This window comes from Fundicoccus sp. Sow4_D5 (genome assembly GCF_052116365.1).
GTDB lineage: Bacteria > Bacillota > Bacilli > Lactobacillales > Aerococcaceae > Fundicoccus.
On the sequence record NZ_JBQKLF010000010.1, the window covers coordinates 1 to 25684 of the forward strand.

The following is a 25684-nucleotide window of genomic DNA, read 5'->3' on the forward strand; positions in this document are numbered from 1 at the left end:
ACTTGTTTCTTCGTCCGAACTTGTTTCATCTGAAGTCTCATCGTCTGAACTTGTTTCTTCATCAGAGCTTGTTTCATCTGAAGACTCGTCGTCTGAACTTGTTTCTTCGTCCGAACTTGTTTCTTCATCAGAGCTTGTTTCATCTGAAGACTCGTCGTCTGAACTTGTTTCTTCGTCCGAACTTGTTTCATCTGAAGGCTCGTCGTCTGAACTTGTTTCGTCATCTGAACTTGTTTCTTCGTCTGAACTTGTTTCATCTGAAGTCTCATCGTCTGAACTTGTTTCTTCGTCCGAACTTGTTTCATCTGAAGTCTCATCGTCTGAACTTGTTTCTTCATCAGAGCTTGTTTCATCTGAAGACTCGTCGTCTGAACTTGTTTCTTCGTCTGACTCTGTTTCCTTAGGCAAAGTACCATACTCAATGACTTCATCAATTGGGTCAGTAATTTTTTCACCTATTTGTTCTGAAGAAGTTAGTTCGCCATCCGTATAAATATCTTTAAAGATTATCGTTTTCTCACCGTTAATCCCTTTAACAACTACCCTTTCAACACCAATTTCTAATTCATAATTTGCTTGACGAATTGTTTCAAATGGTATGACTGTAGTTTTCTCAGATGTTTTTTCTACAATCACTGGTTCAGGAACCGCTACTTCTTCTTCAACTAATACATAATATGAGAAGTGTTTTACTTCAAACGTATAGTAGTCTCCATCAACATAACCTTTTAATTCTTCTCTCATTCCAGTTTTTTCATCAAAATAATACATTTTTAATTTTGATGCATCGTAACCTTCTGGAATCTTAACGGATACCATCAGTGGAGCATTGGGTTGGACGGCAATGTTTGCTTGCTTATTGAATAAACTAATATCAAACATTGTCATACGACCATCTGTTAGTTTATCCATTTGTTTATAGGCAACGGCTTCTTCTTTGATTGGTTCAACTCTTAAAGTAGCCCCTCTTGGTATGGCAGTAGAAGGACCTGTGACTTTAACAACTTCACGGTACTCTTCATCTTCAACCTCAATAACAGGCGCATTGTTTTTCACTTCAACTTCTATTTGAACCTGCAATCCATTATGCGTTTCCGCAGTAATCACTGCTGTACCACTGGCATGGGCATATACTTCACCATTCAATACGCTAGCAACTTCCTCATTAGATGAAGTCCACGTTATTGCTTGATTAGTCGCATTAAGTGGTTTAACTGTGGCGATTAATGAAGATATCTCACCACCTGATAATAACAGTTTATTTTCTATTAAATCATCACCGCTCACTTGAAGGTCTCTTACTTCAATCACTGTCTGCTCTGGATCTAAGATATTGACTTTCAACGTTGTGAATTGATCTAATTTACCTTCATAAGTAAATTCGTCAATTTTAGTTAATGGTAGATTATATAAGTACATTCTTGTATCAGTAAACATGTAGCGCTCTTCTGGCGGTGTTGAATCGTCGAATAAAGCCATAATGTTTTCTTTATCTAAGAATATTTCTCCAGGTAAAGACTCATAATCAGAAATTTTTAGTTGTACTTGTTTCCCATAAACAGGACCATTTGCTGTTTGAGTTACCTTCATAAACTCAGATGCATTCCCTTCAAATTTGAAGTGGTTTCCATCCTGATTATCTTCTCCCAGCGTTTCATTTACAGTAACTTGTATAGGGTATCTGTAAATGACGTCTGAATTATTATTCTTTAACAATATTGCGGGGTTATGACCAATATTAAATTCAGCATCAGTTCCTTCTAGTTTAACTGCCTCACCGATGTAATAATACCCCACTAATATATAGTTGTTTTCTTTTGCTTTTGGCGTAACGCCCGCTAAGAGACTAAATAATTTAAATAGTGAGCCTTCACGGTCATACTCATTATAGCGACTGGATAAAACAACTAATCCGTCCTCGCTAACTGAGTTTTGAGTCGCAAAATAGTTATTAGCATTCTGTTGAATTAAATCTATTGAAATTGTTTCACGTTCTTCGTATTTAGGTGCTTCAAAAGTATAAACTAATTCTATTTGCCCTATCATACGATTCCCTTCACCTACACGATTTATATTAAGGGTTTTAGAAATAGTTTCTGTTTCATCACTAACGGAATATTGCCATTCCATATCGTCAACGATTTCATATATACCGTCATAATCGTAACGTGGCATTTCCAATGTATAGCTTGTATCCCAGTAATCCTGTGAATGATTATGGTAAGCAACTAGGGATAAATTCGGAAAGGCTTTTGAATATACTTCCAATGGATTACTCATGTCATGATCCAGTGTGACAGGTATTTCAACTCGCTCTTTAATAAATTCTGGCATGCCCTCTATTGTCAATTCCACATGGTTTCCATACTCAGTATATAAGTCTACAATCCCGGGACCTGTCTCATTTAAGATATTACGTAATGAATAAACACCGGCATTTTCATATAATTCAACAAATTTGTCCTTAGTTGAATGGTAGCTCCAATCTGAGAACAAATCCCCTTTATCATAACCTATGTAAACAGACTCTTGTCGACGATCGTTATATTCTAAAATTAGCTCATAACCATCTGTGTCACTATACATCTGGATGTCTTCAAAAGAAACTGTTGGAGTAAATTTCAATTGTAAATCCTCTACTGATTTTTCATCATTGATGGTTACAATCAACTTAATACGTTTTCCTACTTGAGGTTCACCATGAATACTAATGTTACTTTCTTCAATGAAACCTACATACGTTGTTTCCTTATTATTAGCCTCATATTCAAGGTAGCCATAAACATTAATATACTCAATATCTGACGATAGTTCGACTTCATATTTGTCTTGATAATAATTATAGAAGCCAGTTAGTGATGTTGTTCCTAATTCTGGTATATTTACGTACTCTTCAGTTCCAAACGCTTTTTGATTATTTTTAGACAATTCAATTTCTACTACATAATCCACTTCATCACTTATGAGTATGTTCACTATCAAATGATAAACTTTTGTTTCCCCGGTATCAGAAATTAAATGGACATAATGATTATAATTGTCGTAACTAATATTAATCGCAATTTGTTTTTCAACAGTTGTCCATCCTTCAATGGCATTTAAACTTAACGAACGATTATCATAATCAACCGTCACCGAAAGAAGATTGTCCAATGATGAACTCTGATTTCCATCTGTATTAACTGAGAAATCAACTGACATTTCTTGTGGTTCAACTATTTTTTCAAAAGCTATGCTTAAATTATATTGGATAACTTCCCCATCTACTTCCACGAAATAAATAGTCTCTGAATTAGTGAAGCCATCTCCTAAAAACGAATCTCGTAAGTGAACATTCCAATCATGATCATTTCCGAAATATACTAATTGACCACTTTGGTATTCTTTCGGCCAAATACTGCTTAACCCGAAAGATGCATCGTAAGTAGGGGCAGTTCCACGTAATCCATAACCATGTAGGCTGTAATATATGCCTACTTCTAATCGATTATCTATTTCTTTTAACACTCTACCATCACTAGAGTTGGCGGCCTCTAATAAGTCCTGCGGTGTTAAAGTAATAGTAATATCTTCTACTCTATCTATTTCACCATCCGAAATACTAAATCCACCATCATCTGTACTTAAGAAATCACGAGTTTCTAAATTAAAGGTTAGATCATAATTAGCAACAATACGTCCTGTTCTTTGATTTAAAAGTGAAAATTGCTTTATATGCTGTGACTCTTGATCCCACATGTCATAATTGTAATCCTCTGATTGTATATAATAATCTTCATTTTCTATTAATTCTAAATGATAGACTCCATCCCGGTACCCTCCATAATAGGCTTCTAGTTTAAATTCACTAAAATCATGAACAAACTTATTAGCTTCTGATTGATCAAAGTTTAAATCAAATGCCATTTCAATAAGTGGTATCTCTGGCATATCCTTAACATGAATCGTCAGGATGCCTCCGTACACATTCCAAATTTCAATAACGCCTAAATCTCCTAGACTATAAGTACCATCAAAATAAGCTTCCTCTTGAAACTGATTTTGACGGTATACCACTACTAGTCCATCTGTTGGATACCCTGCTTCTTCCGAATAATACCCGTTTTCATCGTAGCCAATATATAACGTCTCTTGACGACGTTCATTGTACTTCATAGTAACTGGATATAATTCATCTGTAGGTGAATTAATCATTAAATCATTTAGACTGACAGTCCTTTCAAATACTAATGATTCTTCAAGCTCTACTTCTTGATTATCTAATTGAATCGTCAATTCAACACGATCAGTAACTACTGTTCGATCAAACTCTGAATCGTATTCCTGATGTAAATACACAACTGTATATTGTCCACTTTCTTCCTCTAAACTAAAAGTATGATAATAATCACCTTCCCAGTTTTTCAACGTATCATTTGAAAAAACTTCAACAATGAAAACTTCTTCCTCTTGATTAAATCGTCCATTGAACTCAAAGCCATCGTAAGCCTCTGAGCGAACATAGACTTCTTTCCCTGTATCGTATCGATTATCTCGCGTAATGTGCATCTGTAACTTTTCAACGTTCGGTAAAATAGTAACCACTAACCAGTAGGACTTAGTCTTTTTAGTCGATGGCGAGTAAGCTGTTATACGGTAGTCATTAGTAAATTGAGTTTCACTCAGAAAATCCGTAGACGGTTGATTAATTACCCAATCTCCATTTGTCATTTGGTAATTAACAGTACCCGCTGCATGATCAATCGATACTTTTAACAGATTATCTTGAGTCACAAAGTCTTGAACTCCTTCTTCCTGTTTCACATTCACATTCAGATGTTCTACACTAAATGTATCTGATATTTCAAGCGTTAGAGTGTATTGAATTTGCTCTCCTTGATCTGTTAAGTATGCAATATGCCCTGGATTATATACAGTCACCGTTCCATCGCTAGAAACAGCAGCACCCATATCCATAGTGTCGATTACTGGTGATTCACTATATGGAACAAGAATTGAAGCGGTTATATTGTTAATGTTGATTTCAAAATTTTCATTTCCAGATCTAAATTCAGATTCTTGCCACTGAATATCAAGCGCCACATCTCCAACGGCTGTTTTTTTCACTAGTCCTTCCGGATTTGCTAATAATTCCGCGACAGTTAATTGAATTATCTCATGTCTTTCAATCACTTCTGGATCAGCTTCTGGATCTACCTCTTGATCTTCTGTTGCCTCTGATTCTTCGCTATCTTCAGGTGTCTCTATTGAACTCTCCGGAACAATTACTTCAGTATCATTTTCCAAACTCGATGACTCTGATGGTGTTCCTTCTCCGACTGGAGCCTCTTCATCTACTGGAATATCTTGCTCTGGCGGAGTAACTTCCTCTGATGTTTCTACTACTGATTCTTGTGTTTCAACTACTTCCGTCGATGGTTCAACAACCTCACTACCATCCTCAGCCCGAACGACCGTTAATACGCTTGGCGCCATGGTTTGAAACGTTAACATTCCTGCTAAACCTAATTTAATTAATGAATCTTTTACATATCTTATCTTACGATTTTTGACCATTAAGTTTCCTCCTAACTAATAAATATCACAATATGATTATGACACAGATTAGATGGTTTTGATATAACAAAACACACATATCTTAAACTTGCTTTCAAAATAATAACAGACTATTTTCAGCATAAAAAAAACACCTTTCCCAAAGGAAAGGCGGCTCGATTTAGATTGAATAATAATCTGGAGATTGAATCGTTTGGAGGCTCTCAACCCTTTCACCTAGTGATTCTTCAGCTAGTCTTAAATATGATTTTGCATTGTCAGATAGCTTCTGGTTTTTGGGTGCAATCCAACAAATATAATGACTTTCTGAAGTTTCTAAAGGAATCGACACCATATGTGAATCGGTAATTTGATTAATCATAATGCCTGATCCGGTTAAATAAGCATCAGAACCTATAATAATATTGATCGCACTCATTCGGTCACTGACGACCACCTTTCGCTGATTCGCTTGAACTTCTAAAGGATGCTCTGCCAAAAATTCATTTTGCTGATCATTTTGCTCAAAAGTTATCGCTGGGTAATCTAATAAATCTTTATATTTAACACTCTTTCGATCTGCTAAAGGATGTTTTTTACGCACAAACACTTTCGGCTGAAATTCCCACATCACATGGTACTGCAGGTTTTCTTGTTCGAAAAAGCGCGTCAATAATCGGCGGTTAAATTCACTCAAATAAACAAAGCCTAACTCACTAATGTTTTGCGACACATTTTTAACTACCGTATAAGTGTCCACCTCGAAAAAGCGGTAAACAAAACGTTGGTAATTCTCGCCTTGAATAAACTTGCTGAAAGCCTCTGATGCAAAATCATAATGCTGACTCGATACCGAAAACCACTGTCGCTCCGTATCCGTATCAATAAACGTATCCCTCATTACTTCCAGCTGACTTAACACTTGACGCGCCTGGGTAATAAATTCATAACCTTCATGCGTGGCCGTCATACCACTGCTCGACCGCGTGAAGAGTTGTCGTCCGACTTCTTGTTCTAGTTCCTTCAAGGAAACTGAAATTGTCGAAGGCGAGACAAATAACAGGTCTGCTGCCCGATTTATCGATCCTGTTCTTTCTATATAGTCTAAATATTTTAGTTGTTGTATATTCACTACACTCGCCCTCTCTGTATAAACTACCCTTTATCATACAGGATTTATCCTCACTAAGAAATACCTGAGTAAAATCATCGCTTACGAAGTGAGCCACGATGTGGAACAACCTCTAGGATTCGTCGCTCGAGTCGCCACAATGTGGGACCCCCTCCAGGATTCGTCGTTCGAGTCGCCACGATACAGCGCAGCCCCGACCAATAACAAGCAACACAAAAAGCGCCAAGCAAGACATGTCAGTCCGCTCGGCACTCTTAATAAATTTCTACTATTTTCTACTAGTAACTCTACTATTTCTACTAGCTATTTTTTATTCTACTATTATGTATTACTACTAATTACTATAAAACATTACTCGCCCAAACTGTTTAGGTAGTTGGTTTTGAATTCTTCAACTTTAGCTGGATCTGCCACTAAGCTATTGCCAGTGTCTACTAGAGGCGATAACGTTGTGAAAGCTGGTAACTTCAAGCCTTGGTATGCCGCATTGATTTCTTCTTGGTTGATTGCATAAAGGATGGCTTTACGTAAATCAACACTATCAGAGACTGGGCGACCTGGTGTATTCGTATTGAATAACATGTAAGCCACCCCATTACTTGGGATCGATTGTAAAGTTAAGCTGGCTTCTTTTTCGACGATTGGATAGTTGACTTCGCTCAAGCTATATAGTAAATCTACTTCACCTGCACGTAAGGCAGATAATGAACTGCTCGCGTCACCGATAAAACGAACGGTTACTGAAGAAATCTTAGCTGTCGCTTCAGTTTCTGCACGGTAGACTGGGTTTTTAACAAAGTTTGCTTGGTAGTCGTTTTTATCGACTAACAAGTAAGGACCACTGGCCCATAAATGATTATCGTACGTGCCACCTTCAGTGATTGCGCGTTGGTCGCCATAGGCAATGTCAACGTTTGGATCATAAGCTGCTACATCATACGTATTGATAGCTGTTACTTGTGCCTCAGACACAATACCGGCGGATTGGTGACCTAGGTAATTCAAGACTTGTGGGAATGGTTCAGTCGTTGTTAATTTAACCACTTGGTAATTTCCAGCTGCATTATCAACTTCTGCTTCGCTCGAAACTAAATCAGCAATCGCTGCTGGTAAATCCGCTTCTAATGCTTCTTTAACTGTCACGTCGCTACCAGAAACTAAAGCAGACTCTAATTCCGCAAGGTCTTCGACGACGCTGACTTCTGCAATATGTTCATGCAAGCTATATGTCCGGTGATCAGGCACAGACTCAGAATCTTTGGCACGGTTTAATGAGAAAACCACATCTTCTGCCGATACTAAATCCCCCGTATCCACCGCTGCACCGTCTTCAATTTTCGCAAAATTAATATCATCTCTTAAGATGAAATAGTAATCGGAGTTACCTTCTGCGATGACATGGTTATAACTCAATGAATTTTCAGATGTGATTTGGTCATCATCCGTCAAGTTAATTAAGCGGACATACATGTTGGTATTTAATTGGTTGATACTTCCATCGTTGCCTTTGATTGGGTCTAAGGATGTTAAGTCAGCCATTTCTTGCGTTAAAACTAAAGGACGTGTCGCGTTTTGGCTGTCATCCACATAAGAGACACCTTCCCAGGCGAAGGCACGTGATTTAGATAAACGAATCGACTCGGCCTTTAACACGTCGTGGTTATAAGCTTGGGCTTTAAGCGATGTGTATAGAGGTACGATATAAGCATTGTCAGTTACTAAGACTTCTTCAAATTGCTTATAAGTGTCTACGTATTCCTCAGCCGTTTGCGAAGCGGCTAATTCGATTAACTCATCGATTTCAGGGTTGTTGATGATGCTGTTGTCACCTTCTGAAATAAATAATGAACGCACGGCATAGTCTGGATTTCCTGTAACGGTTGTCCAACTTGATATCGCCAAGTCATAGTTGCCAGCTTCTTTTTGAGCTGTAAAGCTTGCATAGTCTGGCTGTAGGCTTACTTCCACTTGGAAGCCGGCTTTTGTTAGCTGGTCGCGAACGATGTTCGCATTTTGCTCGGATGAAGATTGGGCTAGAACAGTCACCGGAATGGCTGCCTCTTGGGCCTTCACTGTTTGTAAGTTAGCGGCAGCGGGTAAGACCGTTCCTGCTAATAACGTTGCGGATAAAATTGCTTTACTCAATAAATGTTTCATTAAACGATAATTCTCCTTTTTATCTGGTTTTAGATTTGCACGGCAATCACAATGACAACAACAACCTTCTTCGTCTAAATTCATTGCCTCACCTCTTTCTATTGTTTGCTTACGCTTCATTACTTCATCTTAGGATCGAGCGCATCGCGTAAGCCATCGCCTAAGAAGTTAAAAGATAATACTAAGGCGATAATCGCTAAACCGGGGTAAATCGCCAAGTAAGGATGGGTTTCGAGATAATCGCTACCAATTCTCAGAATATTGCCCCATTCGGGAATGTGACTTTCGACACCTAGACCCAGATAACTCAAACTGCTGGTCGATATAACTGCGGTGGCGACCGTCAAGGATGAGCGAATAATCATCGGGGCACTTGCATTTGGAATCACATGCTTAAGAATAATTTTCGCGTCCGATACGCCGAGCGCCCGTGCTGCCTCGATATATTCCATCTGTTTAACTTGCAGCACACTCGCTCGCATCGTCCGGGCATAACCAGGTATTCCACCGATACTCAAAGCCAAGATCAGGTTCTGTGTCGATGTACCAAAGGCGGTCACAATCGTGATGGCTAACAGAATGCCTGGAATTGCATAAAGAATGTCCAAGACGCGCATAATGGTTTGGTCAATTCGCTGAGAATAGTAACCTGCCAGTGCCCCCAAGAAGCCGCCGATGAACAAAGGCCCTAAAGTTGCCAACAAGCCAACTAATATCGAAATACGTCCACCAAAAATCAAACGTGAAAAAACGTCACGTCCGAAATTGTCGGTCCCTAATGGGTAAAGCCAACTTGGCGTTTGTAAAATCGCTGAGTAATTATTCTCGACCGCATAACTGTAATCAAAGGTTAAATAACTGGTGATCGCTAAAGCTAAAATCACCGTAATGATGTACAGACCGAACATCGCAACTTCATGGCGGGCCAAATTCGCCAACAGACTTCGGCGCTTGTCTTGTTGACGACTTTTCGCCAGCAAGTAGGCTGCCGCAAACGACAAGAGATTGCCAGACCAAGACAAGACCCCCATGGCCAAAATAGGAACAATAATCATTCGGCCTTTCAGTGAGTCAATCCAATTGGGCGCCAACAATAACAGGCTATGCAGCATTAGATTAATCAGCAGCAGGCTCATGCCTAAATAAAAGTGCGGATTGACTTGTGGCTTAGCTAAATTAATCAGCGAGACCGCGACCAGCGTCAAGTCGACCAAGACCGCAAATAATAAGAAATATTGATAGGCTTGAATTTTTCTAAAATAAAAAATGAAACCACTCATAAAATTAAAGGGATTGCCCAGCAATACTGATAACATTAAAAGGACTCCTAACGGACGATGCCAGCTAGGATTGCTTGAAACGAGCGCCTTGGGGCTTTCTTGAAGCTGGTTATTGGCTTTAATCAACTTTTTTTGGTGTGGGGCGTTGAGTAAGCCATAAGTGGTCGCACCACCCACTGCGCTCAGCACTAGATGTCCAAGAGTGAAAATCAGACTTTCAACACCCCAGTCCAAGCCAAAGCGTCTGAAATTGAAGACTAAAACGCCTAGACTAAAGACGCCAGATAAGACAGCCGCAAAGCGTAAATAGCGTTTAGTATTGGCTGAATATAAATTGCTTTGTGACACGATCGTCGACTCCTTTCTGTTTACTTAAGCTTTTAGTGAGGTTCGGATACGTGGATCAAGAACGGCATACAAGAGGTCGACGATCAGGTTGACAATCGACACAATAATCGCGATGTAAATCACGCCGCCTAACACGGCCGGGATATCAGGCACGAATTGTTTTTCGACAATGTAGCTACCGACGCCATTAATATTGAAGACTTGTTCCGTCACGGCTGAGCCGCCTAACATGCCACCAAATTGTAAGCCGATGACCGTTACAACCGGAATCAAGGCATTGGGTATAATATGACGCCAAATGATGCGCCAGTTGGATAGGCCTTTTGAACGCGCGGTTAATAAGTAATCTTCATGAATAACTTCCAAGGTTGAACCACGGGTCATGCGAGCCACGGCAGCGGCTAGGCTGGTACCTAAGACGACGGCTGGCATCAGTAAAGACCAGTGGTTACTTGGATTATAAGTGGCCGGTAGCCAACGGTTTTCGATGGCGAAATTGAAAATAAAAATTAAACCGAGCCAGAAAGTAGGGATCGACAGGCCAATTAAAGCGAGGAACATAAAGAATTGATCAAATAAGGAATTGGCTTTGACGGCTGCGTAAATACCTGCCGGAATCGCGATCACCAAGGCAATCGCTAATGAAAAGAAGGTCAATTGCAGCGTCACTGGGAAGCGGCGCAACAAAGCATCAATCACCAGCTCATTACCGACATAGGTATAGCCAAAATCAAAGGTCGCGACACCTTTTAAAGTACGCGCTAATTGAAGCCAGTAAGAATCGTTCAAACCATGTAAGAGATTGAAGTTTTCAATTTGTTGCGGCGTTGCCTGGATACCGAGAATATTGACGGCCGGTTCGGATGGCGAGAAATATAATAAGGTAAAGACAATCATGGTCACCCCAAAAATGACGAAGACCATTTGGAAGAGTCTTTCAATGATATAGCGTAATAGGGGTAGCCGGTAGAGCATCATCAAACCTAACATCGGCCATGCTAAAATCATAGCCGTGATAAAGCCCTTGCGGTTGGTCATTAGTTCGCCAAAACGCTTCGCAATCGTTCGATTGCCGCTAATGGTTTGGCGCCTAGAGTGCTTGAGACGTTTAGCGACGATTCTCGCTGTCTCTTCTGGACTCTTATTTCCCCCGAAGTAGTGTTGTTTGTTTAGTTCTTCGGTGTGTAGCTTGTGGTTGGCTGGCGGTGGTGGGCTGGCCGGTTGTTTTCTATATAAGTATAGGTGTAAGGGCAGTCCGAGTAGCCAGAGCGCGATGCGGTAGGGCCAGCGTTCGTGCATCTGTTGGTAGAGTGCGCTCCAGTGTCTTGTGTGGGTCATTGTGTCACCTCCGGGTATTTGCTTTGTCATTATACTGCTTATGTGCTGGGGGTGGTTTTAGGATTTTCTAATGGCTAGTGTTCGGTTTTTTGAAGGGGTGGTTGGGCGTTGGGGGTGGTTTTGGTGTGTTATAATGAGCGCTGTTAATTCATGAGAGGCTGGTGTTTGGTATGTCTGAGATTTTATCCGTTAAGCAGTTAGGGCTGAGTTTCGAGAGCGAGGATCAGTTTCAGGAGGTTTTGAGCGAGGTGTCCTTTTCGGTCGCTGCGGGCGAGATTGTTGGGATTATTGGTGAGTCCGGTAGTGGTAAGAGTATGACTGCTCGTTCGATTACGCGTTTATTGCCTGACAATGCGCGGATGGCTCCAGAAAGTCAGGTGGTGTTTAAGGGGCAGGATGTGTTGTCCTTGAAGCCGCGCGCTTTGCGTCGTTTATTGGGGCAGGAGATTGGGATGATTTTTCAGGATCCGTTGAGTTCTTTAAATCCGACGATGACAGTTGGCGAGCAAATTGTTGAGGTCTTGCGTTTGCATCGTAAGGTGTCGAGGCGTGCTGCACGGACTGAGGCAATCGCTTTAATGAGCGCGATTGGCATTAAGGAGCCGGCTGCGCGTTTTAAGTTGTATCCGCACGAGTTTTCAGGTGGGATGCGTCAGCGGATTATGATTGCGATTGCTTTGGCTGCTAAGCCGAGCTTGTTGATTGCGGATGAGCCAACGACGGCTTTGGATGTCACGATTCAAGCGCAAATTTTGACACTGATTAAGGATTTACAGGCCGAGTTGGGTTTGTCTGTTCTATTGATTAGTCATGACTTTGGAGTTGTGGCGCAAATTTGTACGCGGGTGATTGTGATGCAGAATGGTCGCATTGTTGAGCAAGGGCCGATTGAGGAGCTGTTCGCTTCGCCTAAGCATCCTTATACGAAATTGTTGTTGGACGCGGTACCTAGAATCGAGCAAGAGAAAGTGCCGCGCAAGATTGGGGTATTAGCAGATGAGCATAAGGCGGTGGCAGTCGCATCAGACAATGAAGAATTTGCCAAAAGCCCCCTTCAACCTCTAATTTCCGTTGAAAAATTAGAGCAAGTCTTTGACCTTGGCAAAGGTCAACAAGTCAAAGCCGTTAACCAAGTCGACTTGGACATTTACCGCGGTGAAACGCTTGGACTGGTTGGTGAATCTGGTTCAGGAAAATCTACATTAGGTCGTGCGATTCTACAATTATATCAACCTACTAGCGGTCGCATCATGTTCCATGGTTTCGACTTGCAGCAACTAACACGAGCTGAACGGTTGCGTGTCCGTAAAGACATGCAGATTATTTTCCAAGATCCTTATGCTTCTTTAGACCCGCGTATGAAAGTCGAAGATATTATCGGTGAAGCTCTCGATACACATGGCCTTGTCAAAAACGCTAGCCAACGCCGAGAGCGCATCGAAGAATTATTGGCACTCGTCGAACTCGACGCTAGCTTTGCCAGTCGCTTCCCCCACGAATTCTCTGGCGGACAGCGTCAAAGAATTGGAATCGCCCGCGCCTTAGCCGTTGAACCTGACTTCATTGTGGCCGACGAGCCCTTGTCTGCCTTGGACGTATCGATTCAAGCTCAAATTATCGACTTGATGCAAAAACTACAGGAACAGTTGGGCCTAACTTATTTATTTATCGCGCATGACTTGGCAGTTGTGAAGCAAATTAGCGACCGGGTGGCCGTGATGCAACATGGTCAAATCGTCGAAATCGCCGAAACAAATGAACTGTATGACAAGCCGTTGCATCCCTACACGCAACAGTTATTAAGTGCCGTACCTCGTCTTGACGCCCAGTTTCGTGCCAGTGACCAGGAAATTAAAGACGCTGTGCCTGCCAGCCAACACGTTGTGACACTGGTCGAAGTCAGTCCAGGCCACTTCGTGGCACAATAGTCGCTGATGCTAGTTGTGCCTTTGTTGGCGCGTGAATAGGTGCCTATATATATAATAGAAGAATTTGGTCATCCGTCTGTGGCGGATGATTTTTTTATTGGGGCTGGGAGACAGCTGTCCGGCTTTAGGTTGGGTTGGGTTGGGTTTTGGGTTGGGTTTTGGGTTCGAGCGCAAAAAGACACAAGAGTATTTGCTTCATACACGAAACGAAGCAAATACACCCACACCGCCGGTTAAAAAAAAACATAAAACACCAGCGGTGTCGTTCGCTCCTAGCTCACGACGATTAAAACTAGCATCCGCCCTTTATATAATCGTCAGACACGCAGTGGCTGACACCTTTGTCTCTTGTCTTTTGTCTTTTGTCTTTTGAGTAGTCTTGCTAATTCTTTAAATAGCCTTACTTGAAGGATTGCTGTAAAATTAGGGGTGAACATTATTGAAGAAGGCAACCGACCACTCACTTCTTTAGTCGTCCAGCTCACGACTAAAGTTTTCTTGGCTCGTTCGGCGAACGACTAAAGTTTTCTTGGCTCGTGAACCGCACGACTAAAGTTCGGTTACTCCCAGGCTATTTTTCCAGATTTGAAAGGAGCGTTTTATGTTAACAATTGCTTATATTGGTAATGGTAAGAGTACGAATCGGTATCACTTACCTTTTGCGACCAAGGTTGAAGGAATACGCGTCAAAACAATCTACAACCGAACGATTAAAGATACTTGGCAGCCACTAGTTGACGTCCATTATACAAGTGATATTCAAGAAGTCTATCAAGACCCGGAAATTCAACTGGTTGTGGTCGCTACGCCTGGTGATACTCATTTCGATTTAGCCAAAGATTGTCTCAATCACGATAAACATGTCTTAGTTGAAAAACCTTTCTGTGAAACAGCAGCCGAAGCGCGCGAACTATTTGCGCTTGCCAAAGAAAAAAAGCTATTTATTCAATGCTACCAGAATCGGCGCTTTGACTCAGATTTCCTAACAGTTCAAGAGGTGATTGCAAGTGGACGCCTTGGGAATATTCTGGAAGTTGAAATGCATTTTGACTACTACCGACCTGAAATTCCAGAAAGCTCCACCAGCTTTTCGGCGATCCATAGTTATTTATATGGCCATGGGTGTCATACGCTTGACCAAGTACTGTCCTATTGGGGCGAACCGGACCGTGTGCATTACGATGTGCGCCAGTTGCTTGGTGAGGGCCGGATGAATGACTATTTTGATATTGATTTGTATTATGGTCAGACAAAAGTCTCGGTTAAGTCGAGTTATTTCAGACTGCTTGAACGACCAAGTTTTATTGTTTATGGCAGCAAAGGTATCTTTATCAAGCAAACGAAAGACCGTCAAGAAGCAGATTTGAAACGATTTTACATGCCGGACCAGGCAAATTTCGGCCTTGATCAGCCGGAACATTATGGCGCTTTAACTTATATCGACACTGACGGCGTGCTGCACGAGGAGAAGATCATCTCCCAAGTCGGTGATTACAGTCGGATTTACGAAGGGATTTATCGCTCGATTATTCACGGCGACGAGAAAATCGTCAAAGACCATGAAACGATTCGCTTGATGGAAATTCTGGAAGCCGGCATCCAAGGCCTTAAATAATTCCAAGGCGCAACGGTCTGACACGCGCTGAATAACGCTCCACGCAAAAAAAGAACGCCGATCATCTGCAGTCGATCAAACGCAATAACGCTCCACGCAAAAAGAACGCCGAGCTATCTGCTCAGCGTTCTTTTAGTCGTATGACTTCCATTCAAAGCACGCCTACGGCGTCAAGCGTCACTCATCATCAACATGCCATCTAAATCTAGCACCTCGATTTCGCGCTGTGCCAATTGACGGATAAAACCAGCCTCCTCCAACTCCTTGAACTTTCGGCTGACCGTTTCTGGCGTGGTCCCCAGATAAGCCGCAATATCTTTTCTAGCCATCGGCAACTTAATTACCTGACGGTTGCCCAGTGGTGCCTGGGCATTCTGTTCGATGAAATAAATGAGACGACTCAAGACATTCTCAGTGCTCAAGGTCATGGCTTGGCGCTCGGACTTAACCAGACGATTGGCGACTTCTTTTAACAGAAATCGAGTAATCGACGGATTCTCGTCTAAAATTTCATTCAAGTCATCACGATTAATAATGCAAACATTCGCCTCACGAATCGCTTCGGCATACTCCTCATGCTCACTCGCTTGGTCAAAAATCGTCCATTCACCCGTGAAATCACCGGGATACAGCAACCGCACCAATTGTTCCTTCCCATTGGAAGCCATCCGCGTAACCCTGATGACCCCTTGATTAATCACATATAAACTGTCATCGGAGTCACCCGCTTGATACAGGTATTCCCCTTTTTTCAACTTCCGATGCTTGGCTCGTTGACCTATTTTGTCCATCATCTCATCATTCAAATGATTAAAAATCGGCACGATCCGAATACACGCATAAGCCTTCGTCTCACTCATCGTCTCACTTCACTTTCTTTTAACCTCTTACCAGAATACTTTTCAAGATCGTCACGGACGATTGACTTTCGAATATAACACATCATAGCCTAACTTCTCAATTTCTTGTTCTAACGCCTCAAGTTGAATCATCTGCTTGTCAAAAACAACTTTAAGTTTACTAGAATTATATAAGCCACGACTGCCTTCCTGATCGACTCCCTTTAAAGCTTTGATGGTTGCCTCAATTTTATGAAGGCAAGAAGGACAGTCTAACGTCCCAAGTTGTATAATTGCTGATGTCATCATCGTTCCTCCTTGTTTCATAGTCTTAGTAATGGGCTTGCTTGGCCCTTATGCTACGACTTCTGCCCGATATAGTTTATCCGCATTTTCTAAATCCTGATAAACCGCTGCAAAGGTTTCACACGTATCACCAGGAATTTCATAGTGATCCGTCACGGTTACCAAACGGTCAAAGGCTTGGGTTAAAGCTGTTGCATCTGCTTCTTGCTTAACTTCTGCTAAAATCTCTTCATATAAAGCTTTAACCTCATGAACTTCTGGGTGATTGCCCACATGAACCTTAGAGATAGCTGTTGTATACATGTTTAGTTTTTCCTCGTTATCTAATAAAAAAGTTTTTAATGTTGTCATTTATATTCCTCCTTAGTTGTTAAGACCATTTTACCGCGGATTGGCTGGAATTAAATTGACGCACATCAAGTTTTTATTTGCTATAAAAAAGCTGGTAAATCAGGAGTCTTTTTAAATTTCACTGTTTGCTCTTCTAAATATTGAAATTTCTTTATATTTTCGCCAACCTCATCTTAACTCTGCATACTTGTATTATACTTTATTTTTCCATATTATTCCTCGCTTTTCAGCATTATACTCCATTCGATTGGACTCTACTCTACTTGTCTTCTTTCTACTCTCCTCGCCTTGCTTCTACTCCCCACGCCTTCTTTCTACTCTCCTCGCCTTGCTTCTACTCCCCACGCCTTCTTTCTACTCTCCTCACCTTGCTTCTACTCCCCTCGCCTTCTTTCTACTCTCCTCGCCTTCTTTCTACTCTCCTCACCTTGCTTCTACTCCCCACGCCTTCTTTCTACTCCCCACGCCTTCTTTCTACTCTCCTCACCTTCTTTTTACTCTCCTCGCCTTCTTTCTACTCTCCTCGCCTTCTTTCTACTCTCCTCGCCTTCTTTCTACTCTCCTCGCCTTCTTTCTACTCTCCTCGCCTTCTTTCTACTCTCCTCGCCTTCTTTCTACTCCCCACGCCTTCTTTTTACTCTCCTCGCCTTCTTTTTACTCTCCTCGCCTTCTTTTTACTCTCCTCGCCTTGCTTCTACTCTCCTCGCCTTGCTTCTACTCTCCTCGCCTTGCTTCTACTCTCCATACCTTGCTTCTACTCTCCATACCTTGCTTCTACTCTCCTCGCCTTCTTTCTACTCTCCTATCATCAGCATGCCATCCAAATCGTGCACCTCGATTTGACGGTTCGACCGCTGAATCGTCTGCTGATTATCCAAATCGGCTTGCGTATTCTGCTCGATGTAAGAAATCAGCCTACTCAGCACCATCGCCTAGCGCTTTGAATCATTCAAACGATTCGCAACTTCCTACAACAGAAAACGCGTAAATGGTCGGTTAGTCGTCCAGAATCATGTTCATATCCGCACGACTAATCACACAAACTCGCGCCTCACGAATCGCCTCAGCGTACTCCTCGTGCTCACCCGAATTACACCTTTGTTAATCACTTACAGACTATCATCCGAGTCTCCGGCGCGATACGAATAATCGCCATTCTTCACAGGTACTCTCCTCGCCTACTTATGCTAAAAAAAAACATACGACCACTGCCTACACAACAGTGTCGTATGTTTCGTGAGATTTATCTCTTAGATTTTAAACAGTTGCCAGCAAGCCACATCATTACCCAGCAATTTCAATTCCAACCAAACTAAAACCGGTCTAATCCTAGTCAAACCCATTCCCAAACTTGAGTCCGTTAAAGCACCCTACTCAAACACGACAACTGGCATCCCCATATAGGCATACTCAAACACCAAAGACATGATATCAGGCGGCGTGTTGATACAGCCAAGCGAACCATTCGTTAGATAAGCGTCGCCACCGAAATATGGTTGCCAGTTAGCATCGTGAATGCCCTGGCCGGTATCGTCAAAGCCCATCCAATATTGAACAGGTTGCACATAATCTTGCTCCGTCCGCGGATTATAGCCGACCAACTCAGACGGCGTTTCCATATTCCAAATCGAATAAGCACCCGGAATCGTATTCGTCCCAATTTGCCCCGTCACAACCGGCGTTGAAATCACCTGCACCCCGTCCAGATAAACAAACATCATCTGACTGAGAATGTCGACCTCGATATAACTCGCGCCAATATCATCCAGCGAGCCATTATAACCACTCCCCACAATCATCGGCGCTCTGACAACCGATTCACCCGCATATAAATCCTCTAAAATCGACTGAACTTCTGTCTCGCGGTCAATCGACCACCCTAAAGTCCCCGGCACCAGCTCGACCCCGCCACGCAGCGTACTCTCGAAGTAACGGTAATCGTCATAGGTCGCATAAGCCTCATTCAAGGTCCCGAGATACTCATAAATCAACCCCTCATCAAAATATAACTCACCATCATCTGCTGCAACATATAGCCAACCCGAAATCATCTCCGGAGTGATGACCTCCTCATAGCCCGCAATTTCTAAAGTGATTGACATCGACGAAGCGGCGTCAATTTGAGCAAGGCGCGCCGTTAACTCAGCATCTTCCGCGGTCACAGCCGGCTGCAAGTAAGCGTCGCTAACGTCTAAGCTTAACTCTGGCGCTTGAACCGTCTCTAACAACAAGTCCGTTAAAACTGTCTGATCCAATTGCGTTCCGATCTGTTCAGACTGAATCGTATAGCCTGCTTCAGGTGAATAAACTAGCGAGGCATCGGTCGGTGCTTGACGCTCTTGGAAAAAGCTTTCAAAAGTTGCGAGTCCAGCCTCCATCGATTCAGCTTCAATCGCTAATACAGCTTGCGTATCAAAAGCTAGCTGGCTGTCTTGAAAGAAACTCGTCAACCAATTCTGTTGGGATTGTTCTCTCCGTAAAGCGGCCACCTGTTCCTCGGGCTTGACTTCTAAACCTAATTGCTCAAATGTCAGACTGCCCCACGTGCGACCGGCTTCAGTCACCGCCAAGTCGTAATTTGCTAACTCTGTTTTAATTTTTTCATTCGCCTCGTCTTCAGTTAGATAACTGATTTCCACATTGCCCAAATATGAATTCGCGAAGAAGCGCTCGGCGAAATACGATTCACCAAACCAAAACCCTGCCCCCAAGACGATTAAGATAACTGCTACTCCCATAAACAATCTCTTCATTATATGTTTCCCCCTTCTTTCTTAAAACCCATTAATTCCCTTAGTTAGTTAGTAAAAGATTACTTCTTAGATAATAGCGGATGCGACTCTTTTTTAAATTGATCCCCATCAAGAAATAATTAATTTAGACCTAAAAAAAAACAGGAGTAGCAGACGCACGCGTCGGCACTCCTGTTTGATTGTTGGTTAATTGGCTTCGATTAAACGGCTTTAGCTTTTGATTTAAGGACACCGTAACCTAAGGCTTCGATTGAGTTATTGATGGTCTCAAGTGAAACTTTTTCTTCATCAAATTGCGTTTTGACTTTACTGGCATTAAACATCACTTTGACACTGTCTTTGTCGATGCCGTCTAAGCCTTTAACCGCATTTTCGATTTTCTGTAGACATGATGGACACGATAAGGCTTCTAATTGGATAGTTGCTTGTTTCATTTTAATTTCCCCTTTTTTGTGATTTTATTACTTCTTAACTCTATTATAGAGGGAAGTTACTATTAATAACTTGACCCTCATCAAGTTTTCTTTGGTTATATTTTGACTGGGGTTGCTTTAGTGGTTTCGTATTTCTTGGCGCCTTTCAACTCGTATTTCAGGAGGCGCATGCCGTTAACAATCACGACTAGAATACTCGCTTCATGGACCAGCATGCCGATTGACATACTCATCCATTCGCTGAACAACAGGCTAGCTAGGAGCACAAGCACCACGCCCACTGCGATCAGAATGTTCTGCTTCATGTTGCGGGCGGTGGCTTTGGTCAAGCCCAGCGCATGTGGTAAGCGACTGAAATCTGAATTCATCAGGACAACGTCAGAGGTTTCAATTGCGACATCGGTTCCGCTACCCATTGCGATTCCAATATCTGCTAGCGCTAAGGATGGACTATCGTTGACCCCGTCCCCAACGAAGGCCACGATTTGACCTTGAGCTTGCATTTTTGCGATATAGGCAGATTTATCTTCCGGCAACATGTGACCATGTGCTTCATTTAAGCCTAATTCCGCTGCGACTAAGTCAACCGTTCCCTGGTTATCACCCGACAGAACGACTAGGTTTTTGACGCCCATCGCTTTTAACTGAGCTAAGTCATTTTTAACCCCTGGTCGAATTTGGTCGCGGATGCCCATTAAGATTTCTAAGCTGCCATCAACGGCTGTTATCACGAGTGAATTACCATTTTTTTCAAAGCGTTTAACGTCCGCTTGAGCGGCTGCATTTAGCACAACGCCTTCTTGTTCCATTAAAAAGACATTCCCAACGGCGACGCGCTGGCCGTTAACCACTGCAACAATCCCGCCACCTTTAACAACTTCAGTTTGTTCAACCGTTGAAAATTCAACGTCACCGATTTCTTTTAAAATGGCTTTGGCAAGTGGGTGATCCGACTCACGTTCAACACTAGCTAGATAGCCTAACGCTTGATTGGTGTGCTCGCCATAGTAAGCTTTTTCGGCAACTTCTGGGTTACCAATTGTTAAGGTTCCTGTTTTATCAAAGACGATGGTATCCACACGACTGAAATCATTGATGACTTCACTCCCTTTAAGTAAGACGCCATGACGCGCGCCATTTCCAATACCGGCAACGTTCGAAACTGGTACACCGATGACTAAGGCACCTGGACAACCTAGCACGAGGACAGTAATGGCTAACTCAACATCACGCGTGAACAGCCAGACGATGAAAGCAATCACCAAAACTGCTGGCGTATAATATTTAGAGAATTTATCAATGAAACGTTCGGCTTCAGATTTAGAATCTTGAGCTTCTTCAACTAGTTCGATGATTCGGCCAAACGTCGTATCTTCTCCGACCCGGTCAGCGCGAATTTGAATCGTCCCGTTTTCTAGAATCGTCCCAGCAAAGACGGTTGAATCAACCTGCTTACTAACCGGCACGGCTTCCCCGGTAATACTCGCTTCGTTAATGTGACCTTCGCCAGTCAGAACCGTTCCATCAACCGGCACTTTCGCCCCCGTCTTCACTAACAGAATATCCCCTTCATCAACTTCGTCCACATCGACTTCTTCAAAGTCGCCATTGGCTAGTTGTTTCAAGGCACTTTCGGGTGCCATGTTGGTGAGCTCTTTTATCGCTGAGCGCGTTTTGTTTAAAGTGCGTTGCTCCAAGAATGAACCGAATAAGAATAGAAATGTGACAATTGCAGATTCTTCAAAGTTTTGGATGATAAAGGCACCAATAACGGCGATGGTTACTAGAACATCAATACTCACGACTTTAACTTTCATAGCTTGGTAAGCTTGAATAGCGATTGGCGCGACACCGATAATTGACGCAATTACGAACGCCCAAGTAAAAATGGTGACGTTGTCGAGCACGAAATGGCTGAAGAAGCCGAGTGTAATTAGGAGCCCACTAATTAAGGTAATATGATTTTTATGACTTAGAATTGTTCTTTGCATGATAGATTTCCCCTTTTTTAAAATTTATTTAAATGACTTTTGCCACCTGACACTTCATAGTATACCCAGTCTTCACCCGACCAACCTTGACGGCCATCAAGTTTTGGTTTTAAAGGCAAATAAAGCCTGAACATTTCAGGGAGTCTTATTGGCAAAATATGACTGAGTTGGGGATTGGGGGTTGTGGATGGTTTGGGGCAGGCGTTCGGGACAGGCTGCGGTAGTGGTAAGTGGCGGGCGATTGCGCCGTGACGCAATGAAGGATGGTGCAAGTGGACGGGTGATTGGGACACCCTTTCAAAAAGAATGGTGCGATCGACGCCCGATTGCGACGACTCTCATAGAAGCTTACCCGCGACCGACGACCAATCGAGACGACTCTCATAGAAGCTTGCCCGCGACCGACGACCAATCGAGACGACTCTCTTAGAAGCTTGCCACGATCGTAAGCCCGTGATAGTGAAGTATCTACTAATAAAACGTCAGAAGACTAAACTATTAGTAGAAAGTAATGAGACAAAAGCGGTGTGGCGATTTGCGCGACACCGAATGGCGAGTGAGAATTCACGTGGCTAACCTCGGCACGTGAAAAATCAAGGCAGAATTTACGTGGCTCCTTTCGGCACGTGAAAAATCCGACTAAAATGATGAAAAGTAGCTGATTTACTGAAGAATAGTGCATTTTTAGCAGATAAACTAAAGAAATGGAGTGAGAATTCACGAACTTACCCACGATCAGCTCCCGATCGCGCTGAGTCTCTATAAAGCTTGCCTCAATCGACGCCCCACCTCGGCGCCCCCTCACTCAGCTATTTCCTGACCTAAATATAACCACACAGCCCTTGTGATTTATTCACAGAAGGGTTATACTGAATACAATAGAATGATTCTAAACAAGCGTCATTCAATTCTTTCATAAAAAAGGGGGAGTTATTTTGTTCCGTTATTTACTTACTAACCGTCAAGGTCGTTTTCTGTTAATAGGAACGGTGTTTTTGATCGCAGGCTTCTTATTGATGGTTACTGGCAGTCCATTGAGTCCCTACATCTTTTATCTAGCTATTTTCTTTCTAGGTTTTTATGCCGCCAAAGCTGCAGTCGTCGATACCGTTCAAAACAAAGAGCTGAATGTCGACTTGTTAATGATTCTGTCAGCTTTAGGTGCCAGTTTAATTCAATTTGAATCTGAAGGGGCCATGTTGCTGTTTATTTTTGCGGCGGCTGAAGCGCTGGAAGAATTTGCGATGGGTAAAAGTACCAAAGCGATTGAAGAATTGATGGCACAAGTGCCAACCACCGCTCAATTACTCCAAGCAAATGGTGACGTGATTGAAGTGTCAACCGATCAATTGGTCGTTGGCGACCAAGTTGTTGTCGCACGCGGCGCTCAATTACCAATCGATGGTTACGTTGACCGCCAAGTCTTAGTCAATGAGGCTGCCTTAACCGGCGAATCAGTCCCAGCCGAAAAGGCCACCAACGAAGAAGCTTTTGCCGGCACAATTAACGAAGGTAATGCCTTCCATCTCACCGTCAGCAAGCTCAGTTCTGAAACCATCTTCTCTAACATTATTCGGATGGTCGATGAAGCTCAAAATCGCCCCTCTCAAATTTCTAAATTCATAGACCGCTTTGAAAGTAAATACGTGTTAACCGTGCTCCTAGCCGTCCCGGTTTTTATTGCGATTCTTTATTACCAAAATTACACCTTCGCCGAAGCTTTCTACCGCGGCATGATTCTGCTGACTGTTTCCAGCCCGTGTGCCTTGGTTGCCTCAGCAACTCCAGCCACCCTCAGTGCGATCAGCCACGGAGCCAAAAACGGCGTCCTCTTTAAAGGTGGCGCGGCCATGGAAGAATTAAGTCGCATGGACGTCTTATTCTCAGATAAAACTGGCACCTTAACACATGGTGATTTTGAAGTCGTTGCCCATGAAGCCGACGAAGCCGTTATTCAAGAAGTCGTTTATATGGAACAATTTTCAAGTCACCCGATTGCTCAAGCGATTATCAATGCCTTCCCAAACATCCAACTGGATCAAGTCAATCGTGACGAAAACGTTGAAGAAGTCTCAGGTAAAGGCCTACGTAAAGGTGATTTACTCGTTGGGAAACCTGCGGCCTTTGCGAATTTCACGGATCCTTTCAATATGAGACAGAAAATTCAACCTGGCTACACCTCAGTGTTTGTCGGGCGCCAGTCGGAAATTATCGGCTACTTCAACTTGGCTGATCAAGTTCGGGCTGAGTCGAAACAAGCGATTGAAGCCTTCAAAACGAGTGGCGTGGATGTGGTGCTATTAACCGGTGATAACTATGAAGTGGCTGCGAAAGTCGCCCGCGAAGTTGGCATCGAGCATTTTCATGCTGACCTCTCACCCGAAGATAAAATCAAATTTGTTCAAGAAAGCCAGGCTAAAGGCCTATCGGTCGGGATGATTGGTGACGGAATTAACGACGCCCCCGCCTTAGCCAATGCTGAAATCGGCATTGCCATGGGTAGCGGTTCATCGATTGCGATGGAAAGTTCCGAGGTCGTGATTGTTCAAAACGATTTGAATAAGCTCTACGATAGCTATGACCTCAGCCACCGGCTTAATCGAATTATTTTGCAGAACGTGATTTTCTCAGTTGGAGTGATTGTCGCACTGATTGCCCTGAATATTATCGGCTGGCTCGACCTGCCCCTCGGCGTCGTCTTCCACGAAGGCAGCACAATACTCGTGATTCTCAACGGCCTGCGCTTATTAAAAAGAAAAGATTAAAATTTTCCAGCAGACGAAAAACACCAGAGCAAGTAAATTGTCCTGGTGTTTTTTTTTGCGTCATTCTAACGACTTCTCCTCTTCCAAAATACGAACGCTACCCATCGGGTTTCTGGCATAGGCCTCCGCAACCAACGCAGCTTCTACTGGTATTTCTCTTTTTAAACGCTCATTGTAATTGGGTTTTTATACATTCCATTCCCAATCGACATGCCACTTTTCCAATTTATAAATACTTGGCGGCCTGTATTATCTTTTCCAAGATTCGAAAAATCTGTCGGCGTGACCCCTGACCCCTTGGGCTTACGATTCACTATTTACCCTATCACTGTTTTTCCCATTTTAGACACCTTCTTTAGACATTGCATAACAAAATATAGAAACAGTCACTATCCCTTACAATCCAGCGTTCTATCGACTTTCGAGACAGCAAAGAGAGCGCCTTCTTTGTTGTTTTGAAAGGGCATCTATTTGGTCAAATTTGTTCCTAAGCTTTTAAAGAATACAGTAAATAAAGCCAGTCCTATCTACATCCCATAATGGAAATGAGCTAGATCTGGCTAATATTACTAACATTTACCTAATTAAGTTAAAAAATAATGGTTCTGCCAGCTCTTCAGCTAAATTTCAACACCCTAAGTAGACAGCCTGTAAAGATTTAGTGGCTGACCTGGGCAGTCAGCCATGTTTTGGTGGCTCACCTAAGTAGTCAGCCATGTTTTACTTACTGACCTAAGCAGTCAGCCATGTTTTACTTACTCACCTAATCACTCAGCCATGTTTTACTTACTGACCTAACCACTCAGCCATGTTTTACTTACTGACCTAAGCACTCAGCCATGTTTTACTTACTCACCTAATCAGTCAGCCATGTTTTAGTGGCTGACCTAAGTACTCAGCCATGTTTTACTT

16 protein-coding genes and 1 pseudogene are annotated in these 25684 nt (G+C 42.7%); 5 read left to right on the forward strand and 12 right to left on the reverse strand.

Translation table 11 applies throughout. The features are described from left to right. The 5 genes from ACTQ45_RS10770 to ACTQ45_RS10790 all read right to left on the reverse strand — a co-directional run. On the reverse strand, positions 1-5556 hold a 5556-nt coding region (locus ACTQ45_RS10770), incomplete at its 3' end, for a G5 domain-containing protein (RefSeq protein WP_441763695.1). A gap of 160 nt (positions 5557-5716) precedes the next feature. Then, positions 5717-6667 (reverse strand): LysR family transcriptional regulator, encoded by a 951-nt coding sequence (locus ACTQ45_RS10775; protein ID WP_441763696.1) that lies wholly within the window; start codon positions 6665-6667, stop codon positions 5717-5719. Positions 6668-7018: 351 nt separating this feature from the next. After that, positions 7019-8944: an ABC transporter substrate-binding protein gene (locus ACTQ45_RS10780; protein ID WP_441763697.1), complete on the reverse strand. Its 1926-nt coding sequence runs from the start codon at positions 8942-8944 to the stop codon at positions 7019-7021. After that, positions 8944-10452, reverse strand: coding sequence for an ABC transporter permease (locus ACTQ45_RS10785; protein WP_441763698.1), 1509 nt, complete (start codon positions 10450-10452; stop codon positions 8944-8946). The genes ACTQ45_RS10780 and ACTQ45_RS10785 overlap by 1 nt, the downstream gene beginning before the upstream one ends. A 24-nt stretch (positions 10453-10476) precedes the next feature. Continuing rightward, the gene (locus tag ACTQ45_RS10790) at positions 10477-11790 is read right to left on the reverse strand and encodes an ABC transporter permease (RefSeq protein ID WP_441763699.1); all 1314 of its coding nucleotides are present in this window, start codon (positions 11788-11790) and stop codon (positions 10477-10479) included. Between the two features lie 170 nt (positions 11791-11960). Here ACTQ45_RS10790 and ACTQ45_RS10795 point away from each other — a divergent pair. From ACTQ45_RS10795 to ACTQ45_RS10805, 3 genes and pseudogenes are all read left to right on the forward strand, one after another. Further along, positions 11961-12764 (forward strand): annotated as a pseudogene (locus ACTQ45_RS10795) (ABC transporter ATP-binding protein); the annotation flags it as partial. A gap of 36 nt (positions 12765-12800) precedes the next feature. Beyond that, positions 12801-13718, forward strand: a complete 918-nt coding sequence (locus ACTQ45_RS10800; protein ID WP_441763757.1) for an ABC transporter ATP-binding protein — start codon at positions 12801-12803, stop codon at positions 13716-13718. 601 nt (positions 13719-14319) lie between these two features. Then, on the forward strand, positions 14320-15333 hold the full coding sequence (locus ACTQ45_RS10805; RefSeq protein WP_441763700.1) for a Gfo/Idh/MocA family oxidoreductase: 1014 nt from the start codon (positions 14320-14322) through the stop codon (positions 15331-15333). Positions 15334-15503: 170 nt separating this feature from the next. Here the strand turns inward: ACTQ45_RS10805 and ACTQ45_RS10810 are convergent, their stop codons facing one another. From ACTQ45_RS10810 to ACTQ45_RS10840, 7 genes are all read right to left on the reverse strand, one after another. Continuing rightward, positions 15504-16193 carry a Crp/Fnr family transcriptional regulator gene (locus ACTQ45_RS10810; RefSeq protein ID WP_441751099.1) on the reverse strand — a complete coding sequence of 230 codons (690 nt, stop codon included), beginning with the start codon at positions 16191-16193 and terminating at the stop codon, positions 15504-15506. Positions 16194-16244: 51 nt separating this feature from the next. Then, positions 16245-16478 carry a heavy-metal-associated domain-containing protein gene (locus ACTQ45_RS10815; protein ID WP_441763701.1) on the reverse strand — a complete coding sequence of 78 codons (234 nt, stop codon included), beginning with the start codon at positions 16476-16478 and terminating at the stop codon, positions 16245-16247. 48 nt (positions 16479-16526) lie between these two features. Next, entirely contained in the window at positions 16527-16829 is a 303-nt protein-coding gene (locus tag ACTQ45_RS10820) for an iron-sulfur cluster repair di-iron protein, ric (protein WP_441763702.1), read from the reverse strand. 794 nt (positions 16830-17623) lie between these two features. Next, entirely contained in the window at positions 17624-17758 is a 135-nt protein-coding gene (locus tag ACTQ45_RS10825; RefSeq protein ID WP_441751105.1) for a hypothetical protein, read from the reverse strand. 441 nt (positions 17759-18199) lie between these two features. Further along, on the reverse strand, positions 18200-19582 hold the full coding sequence (locus ACTQ45_RS10830; RefSeq protein ID WP_441751107.1) for a L,D-transpeptidase family protein: 1383 nt from the start codon (positions 19580-19582) through the stop codon (positions 18200-18202). Between the two features lie 200 nt (positions 19583-19782). Next, the gene (locus ACTQ45_RS10835) at positions 19783-20016 is read right to left on the reverse strand and encodes a heavy-metal-associated domain-containing protein (protein ID WP_441751109.1); all 234 of its coding nucleotides are present in this window, start codon (positions 20014-20016) and stop codon (positions 19783-19785) included. A gap of 95 nt (positions 20017-20111) precedes the next feature. Continuing rightward, on the reverse strand, positions 20112-22007 hold the full coding sequence (locus tag ACTQ45_RS10840) for a heavy metal translocating P-type ATPase (protein ID WP_441763703.1): 1896 nt from the start codon (positions 22005-22007) through the stop codon (positions 20112-20114). 187 nt (positions 22008-22194) lie between these two features. On the opposite strand from ACTQ45_RS10840, the gene ACTQ45_RS10845 reads away from it, so the two are divergent. After that, positions 22195-22437, forward strand: coding sequence for a hypothetical protein (locus ACTQ45_RS10845; protein WP_441763704.1), 243 nt, complete (start codon positions 22195-22197; stop codon positions 22435-22437). A gap of 505 nt (positions 22438-22942) precedes the next feature. Next, the gene (locus ACTQ45_RS10850) at positions 22943-24772 is read left to right on the forward strand and encodes a heavy metal translocating P-type ATPase (RefSeq protein ID WP_441763705.1); all 1830 of its coding nucleotides are present in this window, start codon (positions 22943-22945) and stop codon (positions 24770-24772) included. Positions 24773-25684 lie beyond the last annotated feature (912 nt).

What these genes read in the sequence shown, in the direction of transcription:
- ACTQ45_RS10780 (WP_441763697.1), bottom strand. Translation starts at nt 8,944, where the DNA reads ATGAAGCGTAAGCAAACAATAGAAAGAGGTGAGGCAATGAATTTAGAC.
- ACTQ45_RS10790 (WP_441763699.1), bottom strand. Translation starts at nt 11,790, where the DNA reads ATGACCCACACAAGACACTGGAGCGCACTCTACCAACAGATGCACGAA.
- ACTQ45_RS10805 (WP_441763700.1), top strand. Translation starts at nt 14,320, where the DNA reads ATGTTAACAATTGCTTATATTGGTAATGGTAAGAGTACGAATCGGTAT.
- ACTQ45_RS10810 (WP_441751099.1), bottom strand. Translation starts at nt 16,193, where the DNA reads ATGAGTGAGACGAAGGCTTATGCGTGTATTCGGATCGTGCCGATTTTT.
- ACTQ45_RS10815 (WP_441763701.1), bottom strand. Translation starts at nt 16,478, where the DNA reads ATGACATCAGCAATTATACAACTTGGGACGTTAGACTGTCCTTCTTGC.
- ACTQ45_RS10820 (WP_441763702.1), bottom strand. Translation starts at nt 16,829, where the DNA reads ATGACAACATTAAAAACTTTTTTATTAGATAACGAGGAAAAACTAAAC.
- ACTQ45_RS10825 (WP_441751105.1), bottom strand. Translation starts at nt 17,758, where the DNA reads ATGGTGCTGAGTAGGCTGATTTCTTACATCGAGCAGAATACGCAAGCC.
- ACTQ45_RS10830 (WP_441751107.1), bottom strand. Translation starts at nt 19,582, where the DNA reads ATGAAGAGATTGTTTATGGGAGTAGCAGTTATCTTAATCGTCTTGGGG.
- ACTQ45_RS10835 (WP_441751109.1), bottom strand. Translation starts at nt 20,016, where the DNA reads ATGAAACAAGCAACTATCCAATTAGAAGCCTTATCGTGTCCATCATGT.
- ACTQ45_RS10840 (WP_441763703.1), bottom strand. Translation starts at nt 22,007, where the DNA reads ATGCAAAGAACAATTCTAAGTCATAAAAATCATATTACCTTAATTAGT.
- ACTQ45_RS10845 (WP_441763704.1), top strand. Translation starts at nt 22,195, where the DNA reads ATGGTTTGGGGCAGGCGTTCGGGACAGGCTGCGGTAGTGGTAAGTGGC.